The organism is Labrys wisconsinensis (genome assembly GCF_030814995.1).
GTDB classification, from domain to species: domain Bacteria; phylum Pseudomonadota; class Alphaproteobacteria; order Rhizobiales; family Labraceae; genus Labrys; species Labrys wisconsinensis.
Window position 1 is genome coordinate 942,317 of sequence record NZ_JAUSVX010000001.1, and the last position, 15,959, is coordinate 958,275.

At 70.5% G+C, this 15,959-nt stretch carries 15 protein-coding genes; 9 read left to right on the plus strand and 6 right to left on the minus strand.

What is annotated here, in order from left to right; all coding sequences use genetic code 11:
• Positions 1–100 precede the first annotated feature (100 nt).
• Complete coding sequence (phnF, locus tag QO011_RS04315; RefSeq protein ID WP_307268142.1) at positions 101–862, plus strand: phosphonate metabolism transcriptional regulator PhnF; 762 nt, start codon at positions 101–103, stop codon at positions 860–862.
• A gap of 24 nt (positions 863–886) precedes the next feature.
• Here phnF and QO011_RS04320 read toward each other — a convergent pair whose 3' ends face one another.
• Complete coding sequence (locus QO011_RS04320) at positions 887–1,771, minus strand: DMT family transporter (RefSeq protein WP_307268145.1); 885 nt, start codon at positions 1,769–1,771, stop codon at positions 887–889.
• 263 nt (positions 1,772–2,034) lie between these two features.
• On the opposite strand from QO011_RS04320, the gene QO011_RS04325 reads away from it, so the two are divergent.
• The 4 genes from QO011_RS04325 to hisD all read left to right on the plus strand — a co-directional run bounded on the left by QO011_RS04325 (position 2,035) and on the right by hisD (position 6,282).
• Positions 2,035–2,922: a protein-L-isoaspartate O-methyltransferase family protein gene (locus tag QO011_RS04325; RefSeq protein WP_307268148.1), complete on the plus strand. Its 888-nt coding sequence runs from the start codon at positions 2,035–2,037 to the stop codon at positions 2,920–2,922.
• 115 nt (positions 2,923–3,037) lie between these two features.
• Complete coding sequence (locus QO011_RS04330; protein ID WP_307268149.1) at positions 3,038–3,844, plus strand: IclR family transcriptional regulator; 807 nt, start codon at positions 3,038–3,040, stop codon at positions 3,842–3,844.
• A gap of 304 nt (positions 3,845–4,148) precedes the next feature.
• Positions 4,149–4,925, plus strand: coding sequence for an SDR family NAD(P)-dependent oxidoreductase (locus QO011_RS04335; protein ID WP_307268151.1), 777 nt, complete (start codon positions 4,149–4,151; stop codon positions 4,923–4,925).
• A gap of 31 nt (positions 4,926–4,956) precedes the next feature.
• Complete coding sequence (gene hisD, locus QO011_RS04340) at positions 4,957–6,282, plus strand: histidinol dehydrogenase (protein WP_307268153.1); 1,326 nt, start codon at positions 4,957–4,959, stop codon at positions 6,280–6,282.
• Positions 6,283–6,505: 223 nt separating this feature from the next.
• On the opposite strand, the gene hutC is transcribed toward hisD, so the two are convergent.
• The gene (hutC, locus tag QO011_RS04345) at positions 6,506–7,231 is read right to left on the minus strand and encodes a histidine utilization transcriptional repressor HutC (protein ID WP_307268156.1); all 726 of its coding nucleotides are present in this window, start codon (positions 7,229–7,231) and stop codon (positions 6,506–6,508) included.
• Positions 7,232–7,338: 107 nt separating this feature from the next.
• Between hutC and QO011_RS04350 the strand changes: the two genes are divergently transcribed.
• The 4 genes from QO011_RS04350 to QO011_RS04365 are packed head-to-tail and all read left to right on the plus strand — an operon-like array spanning position 7,339 to position 11,377.
• Positions 7,339–8,349, plus strand: coding sequence for an ABC transporter substrate-binding protein (locus QO011_RS04350; protein ID WP_370881899.1), 1,011 nt, complete (start codon positions 7,339–7,341; stop codon positions 8,347–8,349).
• Positions 8,333–9,175 carry an ABC transporter permease gene (locus QO011_RS04355; RefSeq protein WP_307268159.1) on the plus strand — a complete coding sequence of 281 codons (843 nt, stop codon included), beginning with the start codon at positions 8,333–8,335 and terminating at the stop codon, positions 9,173–9,175. Before QO011_RS04350 ends, QO011_RS04355 begins: the two co-directional genes overlap by 17 nt.
• The gene (locus QO011_RS04360) at positions 9,172–9,966 is read left to right on the plus strand and encodes an ABC transporter ATP-binding protein (RefSeq protein ID WP_307268161.1); all 795 of its coding nucleotides are present in this window, start codon (positions 9,172–9,174) and stop codon (positions 9,964–9,966) included. The genes QO011_RS04355 and QO011_RS04360 overlap by 4 nt, the downstream gene beginning before the upstream one ends.
• A 58-nt stretch (positions 9,967–10,024) precedes the next feature.
• Positions 10,025–11,377: an AmpG family muropeptide MFS transporter gene (locus QO011_RS04365; RefSeq protein WP_307268163.1), complete on the plus strand. Its 1,353-nt coding sequence runs from the start codon at positions 10,025–10,027 to the stop codon at positions 11,375–11,377.
• Positions 11,378–11,526: 149 nt separating this feature from the next.
• Here QO011_RS04365 and QO011_RS04370 read toward each other — a convergent pair whose 3' ends face one another.
• The 4 genes from QO011_RS04370 to QO011_RS04385 form a co-directional block, all read right to left on the minus strand.
• Positions 11,527–11,982 carry a hypothetical protein gene (locus QO011_RS04370; protein WP_307268165.1) on the minus strand — a complete coding sequence of 152 codons (456 nt, stop codon included), beginning with the start codon at positions 11,980–11,982 and terminating at the stop codon, positions 11,527–11,529.
• Positions 11,983–12,187: 205 nt separating this feature from the next.
• On the minus strand, positions 12,188–13,048 hold the full coding sequence (locus tag QO011_RS04375; RefSeq protein ID WP_307268168.1) for an alpha/beta hydrolase: 861 nt from the start codon (positions 13,046–13,048) through the stop codon (positions 12,188–12,190).
• Positions 13,049–13,077: 29 nt separating this feature from the next.
• Positions 13,078–15,093, minus strand: a complete 2,016-nt coding sequence (gene fhuB / locus QO011_RS04380) for a Fe(3+)-hydroxamate ABC transporter permease FhuB (protein ID WP_307268170.1) — start codon at positions 15,091–15,093, stop codon at positions 13,078–13,080.
• The gene (locus QO011_RS04385; RefSeq protein WP_370881911.1) at positions 15,086–15,943 is read right to left on the minus strand and encodes an ABC transporter substrate-binding protein; all 858 of its coding nucleotides are present in this window, start codon (positions 15,941–15,943) and stop codon (positions 15,086–15,088) included. The genes fhuB and QO011_RS04385 overlap by 8 nt, the downstream gene beginning before the upstream one ends.
• Positions 15,944–15,959 lie beyond the last annotated feature (16 nt).

Genomic DNA, 15,959 nt, shown 5'->3' on the forward strand with positions numbered 1-15,959 from the left:
CCTTCTCCGGCATTGTGCCGGACCAGCCGCCCCCATAGAATGGCTTAGACCATTCGTGAATGGTCTAGACCTATTCCTAGTTATGTCACGTGACAGGCCCATGACACCAGCCGGCGATCGGACGAAGGCAGCCGTGACGCGCGACGGCGCCGGCCCGCTCTGGCAGCAGGTCGCGGCCTCGATTCACGCCCGGATCCTGGCCGGCGAATACGGACCGGGCGCGCAGCTGCCGCCCGACCGGCAGATCGCCGCCGACTACGGCACCAGCCGCATGACCGTGCGCCAGGCCCTGGCCGCGCTGGAGAAGAAGGGCGCCATCCGCATCGAGCACGGCAACGGCACCTTCGTCAGCGAGGACCCGATGCCCTACGCCATCGGCAGGCGGGTGCGGTTCGACGAGAACCTGAGGAGCGCGGAGCTGTCGCCGGAGCGGCGCCTGCTCCGCTGGCGGCTGGCCGAGGCCGCCCCCGACATCGCCGCGGCGCTGGCCCTGCCCCGGCAAGCGCCCGTGATCGAGATGACGATAGGCGCCTTCGCCGACGCGCGCCCGATCGCCATCGGCGTCCACGCCTGCTGCGCGACCCGCTTCGCCGGCTTTGCCGAGGCGTTCGAGCAGGACCGCTCCTTCTCCAGGGCGCTCCGGCGCTACGGCGTCGAGGACTATCTGCGCAAGACCACGGAGATCACCGCGCGGATGCCGACGGCTGAGGAAGCCAAGGTCCTGCGCCAGGCGCGGACGGTGCCGGTCCTGGCCTACACCGCGCTCGACATCGACCTCGCCGGCGTTCCGATCTCCTATTTCGTCGGCTGCTTTGCCGCCGAGCGCGTCAAGATCGTCGTCGACCTGCCCGCCGGAGCCTGAGGACGGGAAGGCCGGCGCCGGGCGTCAGCGCCGCGTCGTCTCGCGCCGCGCGGCGCCGTGCTCGCGCCAGACCGCGAACACGCCGGCGGCGACCACGACGGCCGAGCCGAGCACGATGGTCCAGCTCAGCGTCTCGCCGAACACGGTCGTGCCGATGATGGAGGCGTAGACCAGGCTGAGATAGGTCAGCGGCTGCACGGCCGAGGCGTCGAGGATGTCGTAGGCGCGGATCAGGCAATAGTGGCTGGAGATGCTGGTCATGCACACCACGCTCATCCAGCCCCAGTCCCAGCCGTGGAACGGCGTCCAGAAGAAGGGGCCGATCAGCGAGGTGGCGACGGCGCCGCCGACCCCGGTGTAGAGGAAGCTGGTGATCGAGGCGTCGCGGCGGCCGACATAGCGCGTCGCCACCACATAGAGCGCGAACATCAGCGAGGTGCCGACCGCGAGCAGCACCTTGGCGTCGAAGAAGTCGCCGCTCGGCTTCAGGATCAGGAGCACGCCGGCGAGCCCGGCTGCGATGGCGGCCCAGCGCGCCCAGCCGATGCGCTCGCCGAGCAGGGGGACCGACAGGAGCATCACCAGGATCGGCGTCGCCGAGAAGATCGCCTGCGAGCGAGCGAGGCCGATCACGGCAAAGCAGGTGATGGCCACGATCACCTGCAGCGCCAGCAGCACCCCGCGCGCGATCTGGACGAGCGGCACGTTCGAGCGGGCGACCGCCCGGAGGCCGCCCGGCATGCGGCTCGACAGGACCAGGGTGAACAGGCCGAAGGCCCAGTAGCGCACCATGGTGACGAAGGCGGGGGAATAGCCCTCGGCCAGATGCTTGGAGATGCCGTCCTGGAGGGAAAACAGCGTGATGGCCGCCAGGGCGAACGCGAAGCCCTGGGTCCTGAGGTTCGACATCTGTCCGGGTGCCTGATCGAATCGCGACGCTGCGGCGTTTTTCTATTTGGCGGAATCGCCAGGAATCGCAAAGGCTCATCGCAAAGACGCGTCGAAACCAGGAGTGAGAGCAAAGCAGCGTTTCCGCCCAAACACGCTTTGCTCGAGGGAAGGCGATAGCATCTGTGGACGCCGCGGCCTACCCGCCATGCGTCGGCCGGGCGTTGACTTCCCCGCGGCGGCCATCATGCTGGCCGGGGCGGCGACACGCGGCGGGTGCCTTGATGCCTCATGGAACCGAGGTGGAACGGGAGGAGCGGGCGGCGAAGCTCCGGGGCTTCTTCGCCCGCTACGTGGCCGCGTGCGGCAGCGCCGGCGACCCGCGCATCGAGGCCGCCTTCGCCGCCGTGCCGCGCGAGCCGTTCGCCGGTCCGGGCCCGTGGTCGATCCTCGCGGCCGGGCTGTGGCGCGGTCCGGGCGCACCGGCCTATGTCCGCACGCCCGACGACGATCCGGCCTTCCTCTATCAGGACGCACTGATCGCGCTGGACGAACGGCGCGGCATCAACATCGGCCAGCCGAGCCTGCATGCCCGCTGCCTCGACGCGCTCGGCCTGCGCGCCGGCGAGACGGCGCTGCAGGTCGGCGCCGGCAGCGGCTACTACACCGCCCTGCTGGCCCATCTCGCCGGGCCGCAGGGGCGCATCCACGCCTTCGAGATCGATCCGGGCCTCGCCGAACGCGCGAGGAGCAATCTGGCGCCATGGCCTTGGGTCAGGGTGGAGTCCCGCTCCGGCACCGTGGACGGGCTGCCGAAGGCCGACGCCGTCTATGTCAATGCCGGCATCACCCAGCCGAGCTGGGCCTGGCTCGACGCGCTGCGCCCCGGCGGGCGGCTGATCTTCCCGCTCCAGCCCGAGGGCGGCTTCGGCGGCATGCTGCTGGTGCGCCGGCCGCCCGAGGGCGGAACCGCCTGGCCGGCCCGCTTCGTGGCGCGGGCCGCCTTCATCGCCTGCCAGGCGCGCCAGGACGAGAACACCGGGCGCGGGCTCGCCGCCGCCTTCGCCGGCGGCGGCTCCGACACCGTGCAGGCGCTGCGCATCGACGATCGCCCCGACGACACCTGCTGGTTCGACGGCGGCGACTGGTGGCTGTCGACGCGGGCGCCGTGAGGCCCTGCCCGGGCGTGCGACGTCTGCCCGAGTTGCGGCGAGCCGGCCAGATGTGGCACACCCGGGGGTGCGACGCGGTGCCGGCTGCGACGCATGGTGAGACGAGGAGCCCCGCATGGCGGATGAAGTGACCGAGATCGGCATCAACCGGCGCATGCGCGGTCTCGATCGGGCCTTCGAGATCCTCGACTTCCTGCGCGAGCGCCACCGGCCGGCCCGGCCCAACGAGATCGCGGTCGGCATCGGCGCGCCGAAGTCGACGGCCTATGAGCTGGTCAACCTGCTGCTCAACGCCGGCATCCTCGAATATGCCGACCGCGAGGGCCGGGTCTATCTCGGCCGCAAGCTCTATTTCCTCGGCCTCGCCTACCAGTCGCAGTTCGACCTCACCCGCGAGTGCAAGGCCTATCTCGCCCATCTCGCCGAGGCGACGCGCGAGACGGCGCAGCTGTGCATGCTCGACGGCCACAAATACACGGTCGTCATGCTGAAGGAAGGCATCCGGCCCTTCCGCATCTCCTCCGACGTCGGCGAGCCGATCCCCCTGCCCTGGACCGCCTCCGGCCGCCTGCTGCTCGCCCATATGAGCGACGAGGAGATCCTCGCCTTCATCCCCAGGGGCGACTTCGTGCTGCCCGACGGCTCGCATCTCGACCCTGCCGTCTTCCTCGGCGAAGTCCACAAGGCCCGGCGCGAGGGCTTCTTCTCCTTCGACAGCCTGGCCGACAATTTCACCCATTGCTTCGCCGCCCCGGTCTGGCAGGAGGGCGTCTGCGCCGCCACGCTCTGCCTCGTCGCCCCGCGCGAGGACGCGGCCCGCAACCACGCGCCATACCGCGAAACCCTCATCGCCGCGGCGCGCGACCTCACCGAGAAGCTGGCGGACACGCCGGTGCGCCTGGCGAAGGTCGCGCACGGCTGAGGGCTGGGGCAGCGCTGCCGCGAGCAGATCGAGCCACGACGCCTGGATCTCCCCTCCCCCTTGCGGGAGGGGTAAGGGGTGGGGGTCCATCAGGATAGGGCGTGGCGCTCAACACAACGCGCCCTTTATCATCCAATCTGCCTCGTTCTGCACGACCCCACCCCTTACCCCTCCCCGCAAGGGGGATCGGCCACCGTCGAGCATCACTGCTTTAGGGCCCCGCTTCCCCCTCCCTTCAAATTGACAAGCCGTCCGGTTTGCGGGAACACGTTGTCTATACATGTTGGAGCAAGAGGAGCGGCCGATGCAGCGCGGCCTTGCGCGGTTCAGCCTCGCCGGCAGGCGCGCCCTGGTGACCGGGGCGAGCCGCGGCATCGGCCAGGCGCTGGCGCTCGGCCTGGCCGAGGCTGGGGCGGCGGTGGCGGTCGCGGCGCGCAGCCGCGAGGGCCTCGCCGACACGCTCGCGCTGTTCGGAGAGGCCGGCCATGCCGCCCTGCCCGTGGCGATGGACGTCGCCGTCGCCGCCGACTGCGCCCGCGGCGTGGCCGAGGCGGCGGCCGGCCTCGGCGGGCTCGACATCCTGGTCAACAATGCCGGCGTCGAGGAGGTCCGGCCCTCGCTCGAGGTCGACGAGGTCCTCTGGGACCGCATCCTCGACACCAACCTCAAGGGCGCCTTCTTCTGCGCCCAGGCCGCGGCCCGGACCATGACCGGCGCCGGCCATGGCGGCGCCATCCTCAACCTGTGCTCGCTCACCTCGGAGGTCGGCGTGCCGACCGCCGTGCCCTACGGCTCGTCGAAGAGCGGCCTGCTCGGCATGACCCGGGCGCTCTCGGCCGAATGGGCCTCGCTCGATATCCGCGTCAACGCCCTGGCACCCGGCTATTTCCGCACCGCGCTCACCGACGTCTTCTACGCCGACGAAGCCTGGCAGACGGCCATGCTCGGCAAGATCCCGCTCGGGCGGTTCGGCCGGCTCGACGACCTCGTCGGCGCGGCGATCTATCTCTGCTCGGGCGCGGCCGGCTACGTCACGGGGCAATGCCTCGGCATCGACGGCGGCACCCTCGCCTCGATCTGAGCCGCATTCCAGACCGATATCGGAGGGCCCGATGGCCGACAGCGTCAACATCCACCGTCTCGCCGGGCTCGCGCCCGAAGCCCGCGCCGCGCTGCTGAAGCGGTCCGAGGCCGATCTCGCCGGCTTCCTCGAGCGGGTGCGGCCGATCGTCGAGGCCGTGCGGCTGGAGGGCGACGTGGCGCTGGCGCGCTTCGCCCGCGAGTTCGACAAGTCGGAGGTGACGCCCGACGCCATCGCCGCGACGCCGGCCGATTTCGACGCCGCCTTTGCAGGCCTGGAGCCCGACGTGCTCGCCGCCATCGAGTTCGCGGTCGGCAACATCAAAAAATTCCACGAGGCGCAGAAGCCCGAGGAGATGTGGCTGAAGGAGATCCGGCCCGGCGCCTTCGCCGGCGACCGCGTCCGCCCGATCCCGTCCGTCGCCTGCTACGTGCCGCGCGGCAAGGGCTCGTTCCCGAGCGTCGTGATGATGACCACCATCCCCGCCGTGGTCGCCGGGGTGAAGGACATCGCGATCATCACCCCGCCCGGTCCGGGCGGCAAGATCGACGCCGCCACGCTGGTCGCGGCCCGGCTCGCCGGCGTCGACAAGGTCTACAAATGCGGCGGCGCCCAGGGCATCGCCGCGGTCGCCTATGGGACTGAGACCATCGGGCGCGCCGTCAAGGTGGTCGGGCCCGGCAGCCCGTTCGTGGTCGCGGCCAAGCGCCTGCTCGCCGACATCATCGACCCCGGCATTCCCGCCGGCCCGAGCGAGGCGATCATCCTGGCCGACGGCACGGCCGACGGCCGGCTGGCGGCGCTCGACCTGCTGATCGAGGCCGAGCACGGCCCGGACTCCTCGGCCTATCTCGTCACCTCCAGCGAGGCTGTCGCCGCCGCGGCGGCCGCCGCCCTGCCCGGCTATTGGGCCAAGATGGGGCCGCAGCGCGTCGAATTCTCCAGGGCGGTGCTGTGCGGGCCGCGCGGCGGCATCGTGCTGGCGCCGGACTTCGACGCGGCGATCGCCTTCGTCAACGACTATGCGCCCGAGCATCTGGAGATCCTCTCGGACGAGCCCTTCGCCCATCTCGGACGCATCGAGCATGCCGGCGAGATCCTGCTCGGCAAGCACACCCCGGTGACCCTGGGCAATTTCGTGCTCGGGCCGGATGCCGTGCTGCCGACAAGCCGAGCGGCGCTGACCCACTCGCCGCTCTCGGTGTTCGACTTCATGAAGCGCACCTCGGTCGGCTATGTCACGGCGCCGGCCTATCCCGAGCTCGCCCGCCACGCCCGGGTCCTCGCCCGCTACGAGGGCTTCGACGCCCACGCCAACGCCATCTCGGAGATCCGCGACGGGCTGATGAAGCGCTGAGGGGCGGCGTCGGGAGACAAGGGTTGGGGGCGCGGCGCCTGCCGCTCCCCTCCCCCTTGCGGGGAGGGGTGAGGGGCTGGGGGGTCCATCAGGATAGGGAGCCGCACGTTGCCCAGGGCGCCCTTTGCAGGCCGATCCGCCTCGTTTTGCGCGACCCCCACCGCTTCCCCTCCCCGCAAGGGGGAGGGAAAAACAAGCGTCGCGGCTCGGTCTGACACCGCCCTCAGCGCTCCCCTACCTTGTAGCGGCTGGCGAGCGAGGAGCGCGCGCCGGGATAGACGAAGCTGTTGAAGGTCGCGACTGCGGCGCCCGACCAGGTGCGGCGCTGCATGGTGAGGCAGGGAGCGCCGGGGGCGAGGGCGAGGACCTCGGCGATCTCCTGGCTCGCGGCCGTCGCCGACAGGACGTGCTCGACCTCGGTCATCGGCACGACCTTCTGCAGATATTCGTAGGTCGTCGTCGCCGTGAAATCCTGCTCGAGATAGAGTGGGGCGAGGTCCGGGTTGACGAAGCGCTCTTCGAGCTGCGCCGGCGCGTCGTCTTCCAGGTGCAGGATCAGCGAGTGGAACAGCGGCCCCGCCGGCCGCGGCGCGAAGGCCTCGACCAGGTCGGGCGAGGGCGGCACCTCTTCGAGGTAGAACACCTTGGCCCGGTGCTGGTGGCCGCGGGCGCGGATCTCCCCGGCAATGTCGCGGACCTCGACCAGCGCCGAGTGGCGCCGCGACGGGGCCACGAAGGTGCCGACGCCCTGCACCCGGTGGATCAGCCCGGCCGCGGTCAACTCGCGCAGGGCGCGGTGCACCGTCATGCGCGAGACACCGAACTGCTCGACGAAGACGTGCTCGGAGGGCAGGCGGTGATCGACCGGCCATTCGCCCGAGCCGATCTTCTCCAGGACATAGCCTTTCACGCGCTCGTAGAGCGGGCTCGCCGGGTTGGGCAGGGTCATCGTCCGCATCCGGGGCAGGTCATATAGACAGGTCTAAACAAGCGGTTGACAAGCCGCAAGCCCGGCCCCCAAATCGCGCCGCTAGAGAAAAGAGGGGAGTTGCTACGATGGATCTGCTCATGAACCGCCGGCGGCTGATGCAGGCCGGCGCCGGCCTCGCCCTGGGCGCCACCGCCTTCGGCCGGGCCTTCGCGCAGGAAATCCCGGCCAAGCCCGAGGCGGGCGCCATCAAGATGGCGATCGAGCCCTGGCTCGGCTACGGCCAGTGGCATGTCGCGGCCAAGAAGGGCCTGTTCAAGGCGGCCGGCCTCGACGAGGTCGAGATCGTCAACTTCACCACCGACGCCGATCTCAACGCCGCCCTCGCCTCGGGCCAGACCCAGTGCGGCAACATCGCCACCCACACCGCCATGGCCTTCGCCGCGGCCGGCCTGCCGATCAAGATCGTCGCCCTGCTCGACGTGTCGATGACCGCCGATGCCATGATCACCGACGGCTCGGTCGCCTCGATCGCCGACCTCAAGGGCAAGCAGGTCGCCTTCGAGGAAGGCACCACCAGCGACATCCTGCTGAACTATGCCCTCAGCAAGAACGGCATGACCATCGCCGACATCCAGAAGGTGCCGATGCCGGCCGCCGACGCCGGCACGGCGCTGATCGCCGGCAAGGTGCCGGTGGCCGTCACCTACGAGCCCTATATCAGCCTGGCCAAGACGCAGAGCGACAAGGTCAAGCTGCTGTTCACCGCCGGCGAGAATCCCGGCCTGATCTCCGACGTCTTCGTGGTGCGCGAGGAGTTCCTGGCCGCCAAGCCCGGCCAGGTCGTGGCGCTGCTCAAGGCCTGGGACGCAGCCCTTTCCGCCTACCGCGCCGACACGACCGCAGCCCAGGCGATCATCGCCGAGGCCGTCGGCGCCAAGCCCGAGGAGCTCAAGACGGCGTTCGAGGGCGTCACCTATTATTCGCTCGCCGAGAACAGGACCCATCTGTCCGGCGACTTCCTCGCCAAGGTCGTGCCGGAGGTGAAGGCCGCGGCGACCAAGGCCGGCCTCCTGACCAAGGATGTCGACGTCGCCAAGCTGATCGACGGCCGCTTCGTCGATGCCGCCAGCAAGTGAAGCAGCGGGGCGGACGAGGCCGAGGTCACGCCCCCGCCGGCGGCTGTTCGCGCTCACCACCAGGCTGACGACGCGGGAATTCGTCCGCGTCGCCGCGCTCGTCTTCGCCGCCATCGCCTTCCTCTGGTGGGCCGTGACCGCGGCCGGGCTGGTGCGCCCGCTGTTCCTGCCCTCGCCGGCGATGGTGCTCGCGCGCCTCGCGGACCTGGCGTCCGGCGGCCAGCTCGCCGCCGACATGGCGGTGAGCGTCTATCGCATCATGCTGGGCTTCCTCATCTCCACCGCCTTCGCCGTGCCCATCGGCGTGCTGATCGGCTCCTACCGCGCCTGGGAGGCGGCGATCGAGCCCTTCGTCGACTTCATCCGCTACATGCCGGTGGTCGCCTTCGTGCCGCTGACCATCCTGTGGACCGGCACGGGCGACGCCCAGAAATTCCTGATCATCTGGATCGGCACCTTCTTCCAGCAGGTCCTCCTGGTGATGGACAACGTCAAGTCGGTGCCGACCGACTTCGTCAATGTCGGCCGCACCCTGGAAATGTCGGAGCCGAAGATCCTGACCCGCATCATCCTGCCCTCCGCCATGCCGGGGATCTGGGATTCCCTGCGCATCAGCCTCGGCTGGGCCTGGACCTGGCTGGTGGTGGCCGAGCTGGTCGCCGCGACCTCGGGCCTGGGCTATCGCATCACCACGGCGCAGCGCTTCTTCCAGACCGATACGATCTTCGGCTATCTCCTGGTGCTCGGCATCCTCGGCCTCACCACCGACCAGGCGATGAAGGCGATCGGCCGACGCCTGTTCCGCTACCTCGCCGTGCGCCGATGACCCCCAAGCTCCACATTGCCGGCCTCGGCAAGACCTTTCGCGGCGACCGCGGCGACGTCGTCGCCCTCGACGGCGTGACGCTCGACCTCGCCGAGAACGAGTTCGTCTCGCTGGTCGGCACCTCCGGCTGCGGCAAGTCCACGCTGCTCTCCATCGTCGCCGGCCTGGAGGAGCACGACCAGGGCGAGCTCCTGGTCGACGGCCAGCCGATCGAGGGGCCGGGGCGCGACCGCGGCGTGGTGTTCCAGAGCTACACGCTGCTCCCCTGGCTGACGGCGCAGGGCAATGTCGAGTTCGCCCTCAAGGCGGCCGGCCGCAGTGCCGCCGAGGCCCGGGCGGTCGCCGCCGACCACCTCGCGCTCGTCGGCCTGACCGGCTTCGCCGACGCCTATCCCAGCGAGCTCTCCGGCGGCATGAAGCAGCGCGTCGCCATCGCCCGGGCCCTGTCCTACCGGCCCAAGATGCTGCTGATGGACGAGCCCTTCGGCGCGCTCGACGCCCTGACCCGCCACCATATGCAGGAGCTGCTCGCCCGCATCTGGGAGCGCCACCGCCTCACCGTGCTGTTCGTCACCCATGACGTGGAAGAGGCGGTCTACATGTCCGACCGCGTCGCCGTCATGTCGAACCGCCCGGGCCGGATCAAGACCATCGTGCCGATCGACCTGCCGCGCCCGCGCACCTATGCCATGGTGGCGACCGCCGCCTTCGCCGACCTGCAGCACCGGGTGCTGGACGAGATCCGGGCGGAGTCGATCGCCATCGCCGCGCTGGGGGATGCGCTGGGGTAGGCGCGTCGCATCGCCGAAAGCATTTGGTCTCGCCGTCGCACGACGATAGAAGCGAACCATGATGCCGGGCGCCAAACTCCCCTCGCTCCTGAAGACCGTCGCCGAGGACAGCCGCTTCGCCTTCATGCTGGCGCTAGGCTTCAGCTCCGGGCTGCCGTTCCTCCTCGTCTTCTCGACGCAATCGGCGCGGCTGCGGGAGTCCGGGATCTCGCTGACCGATATCGGCCTGATCAGCTATGTCGCGCTGGCCTACAGCTTCAAGTTCGCCTGGGCACCGCTCATCGACCGGTTCGACCCGCCGGTGCTGACGAGATTTCTCGGCCGGCGGCGCGGCTGGATGCTGCTGACGCAGCTCGGCGTCGCCCTCGGCCTCCTCGGCCTCGCTTTCAGTGATCCCCGCACTGCCCTGTGGCCAACGATCGTCTGCGCCGCCTTCACCGCCTTCTCAGCCGCCAGCCAGGACGTGGTGATCGACGGCTGGCGCATCGACGTCGCGCCCACCGAGAACCAGGGCATGATGCTGGCCTGCAACCAGCTCGGCTATCGCTTGGCCCTGCTCAGCGCCGGCGCCGGCGCCTTCTACATCGCCGACCTCGCCGACTGGCGGAGCGCCTACCTCGTCATGATGCTGCTGATGGTGATCGGCATGACGGCGACGGTCTTCGCACCGGACAAGCGGGCTCCGACCGAGGTCGAGGCGAGCGGCGACGCTCCCGACAGGACGCGTGGCGATGCCGGCCGGCCGGCCACCCTCGTGGGGTCCTTCGTCGCACCGCTCGGCGACTTCGTCAGGCGCCTGGGCTGGACACTGGTGCCGATCCTGCTGCTCGTCGCGATCTATCGCCTGCCCGACTTCGTCTCCGGCGTGATGGCCAATCCGCTCTATATCGACCTCGGCTTTTCCAAGTCTGACATCGCCACCGTCTCCAAGCTCTACGGCGTCTGGGTCGGCCTGATCGGCGCCTTCGCCGGCGGCATCGCCGTGGCGCGCCTCGGCCTGATGCCCTCGCTCCTGTTCGGGGGGATCGCAGCGGCGGCCTCGCATCTCAGCATGGCGCTGCTGGCCGCGAGCGGTGCCAGGTACGGGCTGCTGACGCTCGCGGTCAGCGTCGAGAATTTCGCCGGCAGCTTCGCCGGCACCGTGCTGGCGGCCTACATGTCGTCACTGACCTCTCAGGCCTTCGCCGCCACGCAATACGCCCTGCTGAGCTCGCTCTACGCCCTGCCCGGCAAGTTCATCGGCGGCCTTTCCGGCAAGATCGTCGACACGATCGGCTATCCCGCCTTCTTCGTCTCGACGTCGACCATTGGCGTGCCCGTCGCCATTCTCTGCCTGATCATCTGGTATGCCTCCGCGCGGCGGCCGGAGGCGTCGCCGGAAGCGAAGGAGGCTCGGCAGGGCGCGGCCTGAGGGCCCGGCGGGGGCTGATCGCGAGGCCTGGGGCGATCGCCTACCAGGGGGCATCGTGAAGAACCCGTCGTACCAACGACAAAACGCCGGAATGTCCTGCTCGCTTCATTTCTACTGATTTGGAGCACGCACGACGAAGAGAAAGGCCTTCACCACTCCCTTCTCATGCACCTGAGGCAAGAATTTACATCTATTTGAGCTGACATCTGAAATTCTACGCTCTTGATTACATTACTTTCTGCGATATCTCTCAGCAACTTTGGAAGATCCTGAACAAGAAGTGGCCGGATCGGGATCGTCTTGAGTTCATATACGTTCAATTCGTGCTTTTGGGTACGATAGACATCGCTCCAGTCAAACACGAAAAAACCCCTCGTCGCCAAATCTATGAAATCGTCAGCCATTCCAAATTCGTTTGCAAGTATCGAATCGCAACATATGGGAAGATCGAAGAGACTCGCCTCGATACCGCCGATGAATTCCTCACCACGCTCGATCAGTGAAATCGGGATAGGCCCTTGTCCACCGGTAACGAAGGATCCGACTTGACCAAGCGAGTCCGAGGCGATCCACATTGCGTCAATATCGCTCGGATAACGGGGCATTGTATTTCATTCTCCAATTTCATCGGAATAGTCTCGAAGACGTGTGATGCCCCGACACGCCAAGCTTGCAAGAGATCAGGATCCGGCAAGATCTAGCGCGGTCGGGCGCGACGCGTCGAGCGTCCTTTCCAAACCGAACGCTATCTGGATTCCTCAACCACCGCGGGTAGGAGGGGGGCAACCGTCGCCCGCCCAATCCCCCCCCTCACCGCACCGCGAACGCCGTCTGCACCGCGCGGTTGACCGCGACCGGCAGCACCGACATGTGGGTCTCCCTTGGATGGAGCTCGAAGCCGGCGCGGATGCCCGGGATGGCGGCGAGGTCGGCGGCCATCTCGCGCGCCAGGCCCTCGGTGCGGATCAGCGCCTTCTGCTTCAGCCGCTCGGCCGCGTCGGGCGCCGCCTCCTGGAAGGGGGCGAGGCGATCGCCCTCGTACTCGCCGGCCGAGAGCAGCACCTGCGCATCGAGCCCCTCGGGCGGCGCGAAGGCGCGGCGGTAGCGGCCGATCAGCGTGTCCTCCCAATAGATCGCCGGGCTCGCGGCGATCCAGCGGCGAAAGGCGCGTGGCCGGGTGAACAGGGCGTAGAGCGCGAACAGGCCGCCGAAGGAATGGCCGAACAGCGCCTGGCGCTCGCGGTCGATCGGCAGGCGGCTCTCGACCCAGGGCTTCAGCTCCGTCTCGATGAAGCTGAGGAACGCCTCGGCCCCGCCGGTGCGCACCGGCGGACCGCCGGCATGGAAGGGCGGATAGGCCTGGCCCGGCGGCGGCCCGAGATCACAGGAGCGGCGCAGCGGGTCGTAGGGGCCGTCGACGGGGTAGCCGATGGCGACGATCACCCCCGGTGCGACATTGGTGCCGGTGGGGTAGCTCGCCTGAACGCTGAGCGCATCGACGGCGGTGGCGATCACCGCATTGCCGTCGGTCATGTAGAGCACCGGCCAGCCCTGCGCCGGCGCCGGCCCGGTCGGCGCATGGACGAAGACGCGGTAAGGCTCGCCGCCCGATGCCGGAGCGATGTCGTGGCGGGTGGTGCCGGCGATGGGCGCGGCGGCGGGATCGGTCATGACGGACTCGCAGGGTTCGGGCATGGGGGTCAGCGCCGGCGCAGCAGCGCCATCAGGATCGGGCCGCCGATCAGCGTGGCGACCAGGCCGGCGGGCAGCTGGCGGGGGAAGAGGACGGTGCGGCCGATCCAGTCGGCCGCGACCATGATCAGGGCGCCGAGCAGGGCGGCGCCGGCGACCTGCAGACCCGCCGAGACGAGGCCGAGGCGCCGGGACAGATGCGGCGCCATCAGGCCGATGAAGGTGAGCGGGCCCACCACCAGCGTCGAGGCGGCGGTGAGCGCCGCCGTCGCCAGCAGCACGGCAAGGCGCGGCGCCGCCGGGCCGAGACCGAGCGCCCGGCCCGCTGCCGGGCCGAGCGGCAGGATGGCGAGCCAGCGCAGGAGCAGCGGCGCCAGGGCGAGCAGCGCCAGGGCGAGGCCCGCGGTCAGCACCGCGACCGAGCCGTCGACCTTGTAGGTCGAGCCGGTCAGCCAGTTCAGCAGCAGCATCGCGCGCGGGTCGCCGCCGGCGGTGAGCACCAGCACGAGCGCATCGAACACCGCGGTGAGGGCGACGCCGGCGAGCAGCAGCCGCTCCGGCGCATAATGGGCGCGCCGGCTGAGGGCGAGCGCGCCGGCGAGGGCGGCGAAGGCGCCGGCCGCCGCCGCGGCGGTCAGGGCCGGCCGGCCGGTGGCGCCGATGACGAACAGCGCCGCCATCATGCCGAAGGCGGCCCCGGCGCTCACCCCCATCACCTCCGGGCTCGCCATCGGGTTGCCGGTGAGGCGCTGCATCATCACCCCCGCCACCGCCAGCATGGCGCCGGCCGCGAGCGCCGCCGCGATCCGCGGCAGGCGCCAGGGCAGCAGGCCCGTGAGGTCCTCGCCGAGGGCGATGCGCCAGCCCTGCGGGCCGGGTCCGACCAGCAGGGCCAGGACGGCCGCAACGCAGAGCCCGGCGGCGAGCAGCGCCAGCAGCCGGCCCGGCCGCAGCGCCCGCACCGGGCGCTCGCTCGCCAGGGCGGGCGGCTCCACGCCGAGGGAGAGGCGCGGCAGCAGAAAGAGCAGCAGCGGCGCGCCGACCAGGGCCGTCACCGCGCCCGTCGGCAGGAGGTCGCCCTGCAGGCCGGTGACGATCTGCACCGCCTGGTCGGCGGCCCAGAGCAGCACGGCGCCGATCAGCGCCGCGGCAAGGAGCCGGGCGCCGAGCCGGCGGGCGCCGCCGAGGCGGGCGAGGGCCGGGGCGGCGAGGCCGACGAAGCCGATCACGCCGACCGCCGCGACCACGAAGGCGGTGATGGCCACGGCGAGGCCGAGCGCCAGGAAGCGATGGACCTCCAGGGGCAGGCCGAGGCTGCGCGCCCCGGCATCGTCGAGGCCGAGCAGGGTCAGCGGCCGCAGCATGAGCCCCAGCGCGAGGACGGCGAGGCCGAGGCGGGGCGCGAGCCGCAGCACCGTCGTCCAGTCCTGCTGGCCGAGCGAGCCGGCGCCCCAGATGAACAGGCTCTGCAGCCATTCGTGCTTGAGCAGCACCAGCGCCGCGCCGGCCGCGCCGGCCTGCAGGCCGACGACCAGGCCGGCCAGCACCACCGCCAGCGGCGACAGGCTCTTGCGCCAGGCGAGCGCGAACACCGCCGCGACGGCGGCGGCGCCGCCGGCCAGCGCCACCCCGTCCCGTCCCCAGACGAGCAGCTCCGGCGCAGCGAGCGTCGCGAGCGCCAGGGCGAGCTGGGCGCCCGCCGCCACGCCGAGCGTGTCCGGCGCCGCCAGCGGGTTGCGCAGCACCTGCTGGAACACCGCGCCGGCGAGGCCGAGCGCCGCGCCGCAGAGCAGCGACACCGTGAGACGCGGCAAGGCGGAATAGTGCACCAGCACCTGGCGCATGTCGCCGAGGTCCGGGGCGAGGACCGCCTGCGCCAGCAGCGGCGCCGGCAGCTGCGCCGTCAGGTTGAGCAGCGTCGCCGCCAGGGCGGCCGCGGCAACCAGGGCGAGCAGCAGCGCGGCGCCGACCGGCCGCGCGCCGGCACCTCGGGCCGCACCGGGCGATGCGAGGGCGTCAGCCACGTGCACCTCCCGTCAGCGCCTGTGTCAGCACGCTCGCAAAGCGCGCCGCCGAAGGCAGGGCGCCGAACATCAGCACCGGCGGCAGGCGCAGGATGGCGCCGTCGCGCACGAAGGGCATGGCGTTCCATACCGGGCTCGCCGTCAGCGTGCCGGCCGCCCCCTGGGGCAGCGGCTCGAGATAGGCGAGGCGCGCGGCGCCCGTCCCGCCCAGGGCCTCGATCCCGGTCGTGGCGAAGCCCCAATAATTGGTCTCGCCGGTCCAGGCATTGGCGAGGCCGATACGGTCGAGCACCTCCTGGAACAGGCTCTTGCGGCCATAGACCCGGATGTTGCGCGGATCGAGGAAGTTGACGACGTAGAGCGGCCGCTGCGCATGGGGCGCAAGGGCCTGGCGCGTCTGCGCAAAGCCCGCCTCGACACGCGCGATCAGCGCTTCGCCCTCGGCCTCGCGGCCGATCAGGCGGGCGAGGATGCGCGTCGCCTTCACGGCGCGGGCATAGGGGCGGCCGTCCTCGGCATAGATGCCGATGGTCGTCACCGGCGCGATCCGCTCCAGCAGGGGCTTGATGCCGTCGAGATAGGGGATGGCGAGGATCAGGTCCGGCCGAAGCTGCTGGACGAGCTCGAGATTGGGCTCGAGCAGCGTGCCGACGTCGACGATGTCGGAGGGCAGCGCCGGCTCGACCACCCAGGTCTCCCAGGAGCCCCGGTCGGCCACGGCGACCGGCTCGAAGCCGAGGGTGAGCAGCGTCTCGGTCAGCCCGTCGTCGAGGCAGACGATGCGCAGCGGCCGCGACGCCGCGCGCCCGCCGGCGGCGGCGAGCGGCGCCAGCAGCAGCGACAGCGCCAGCCGCCGGGTGACGGGC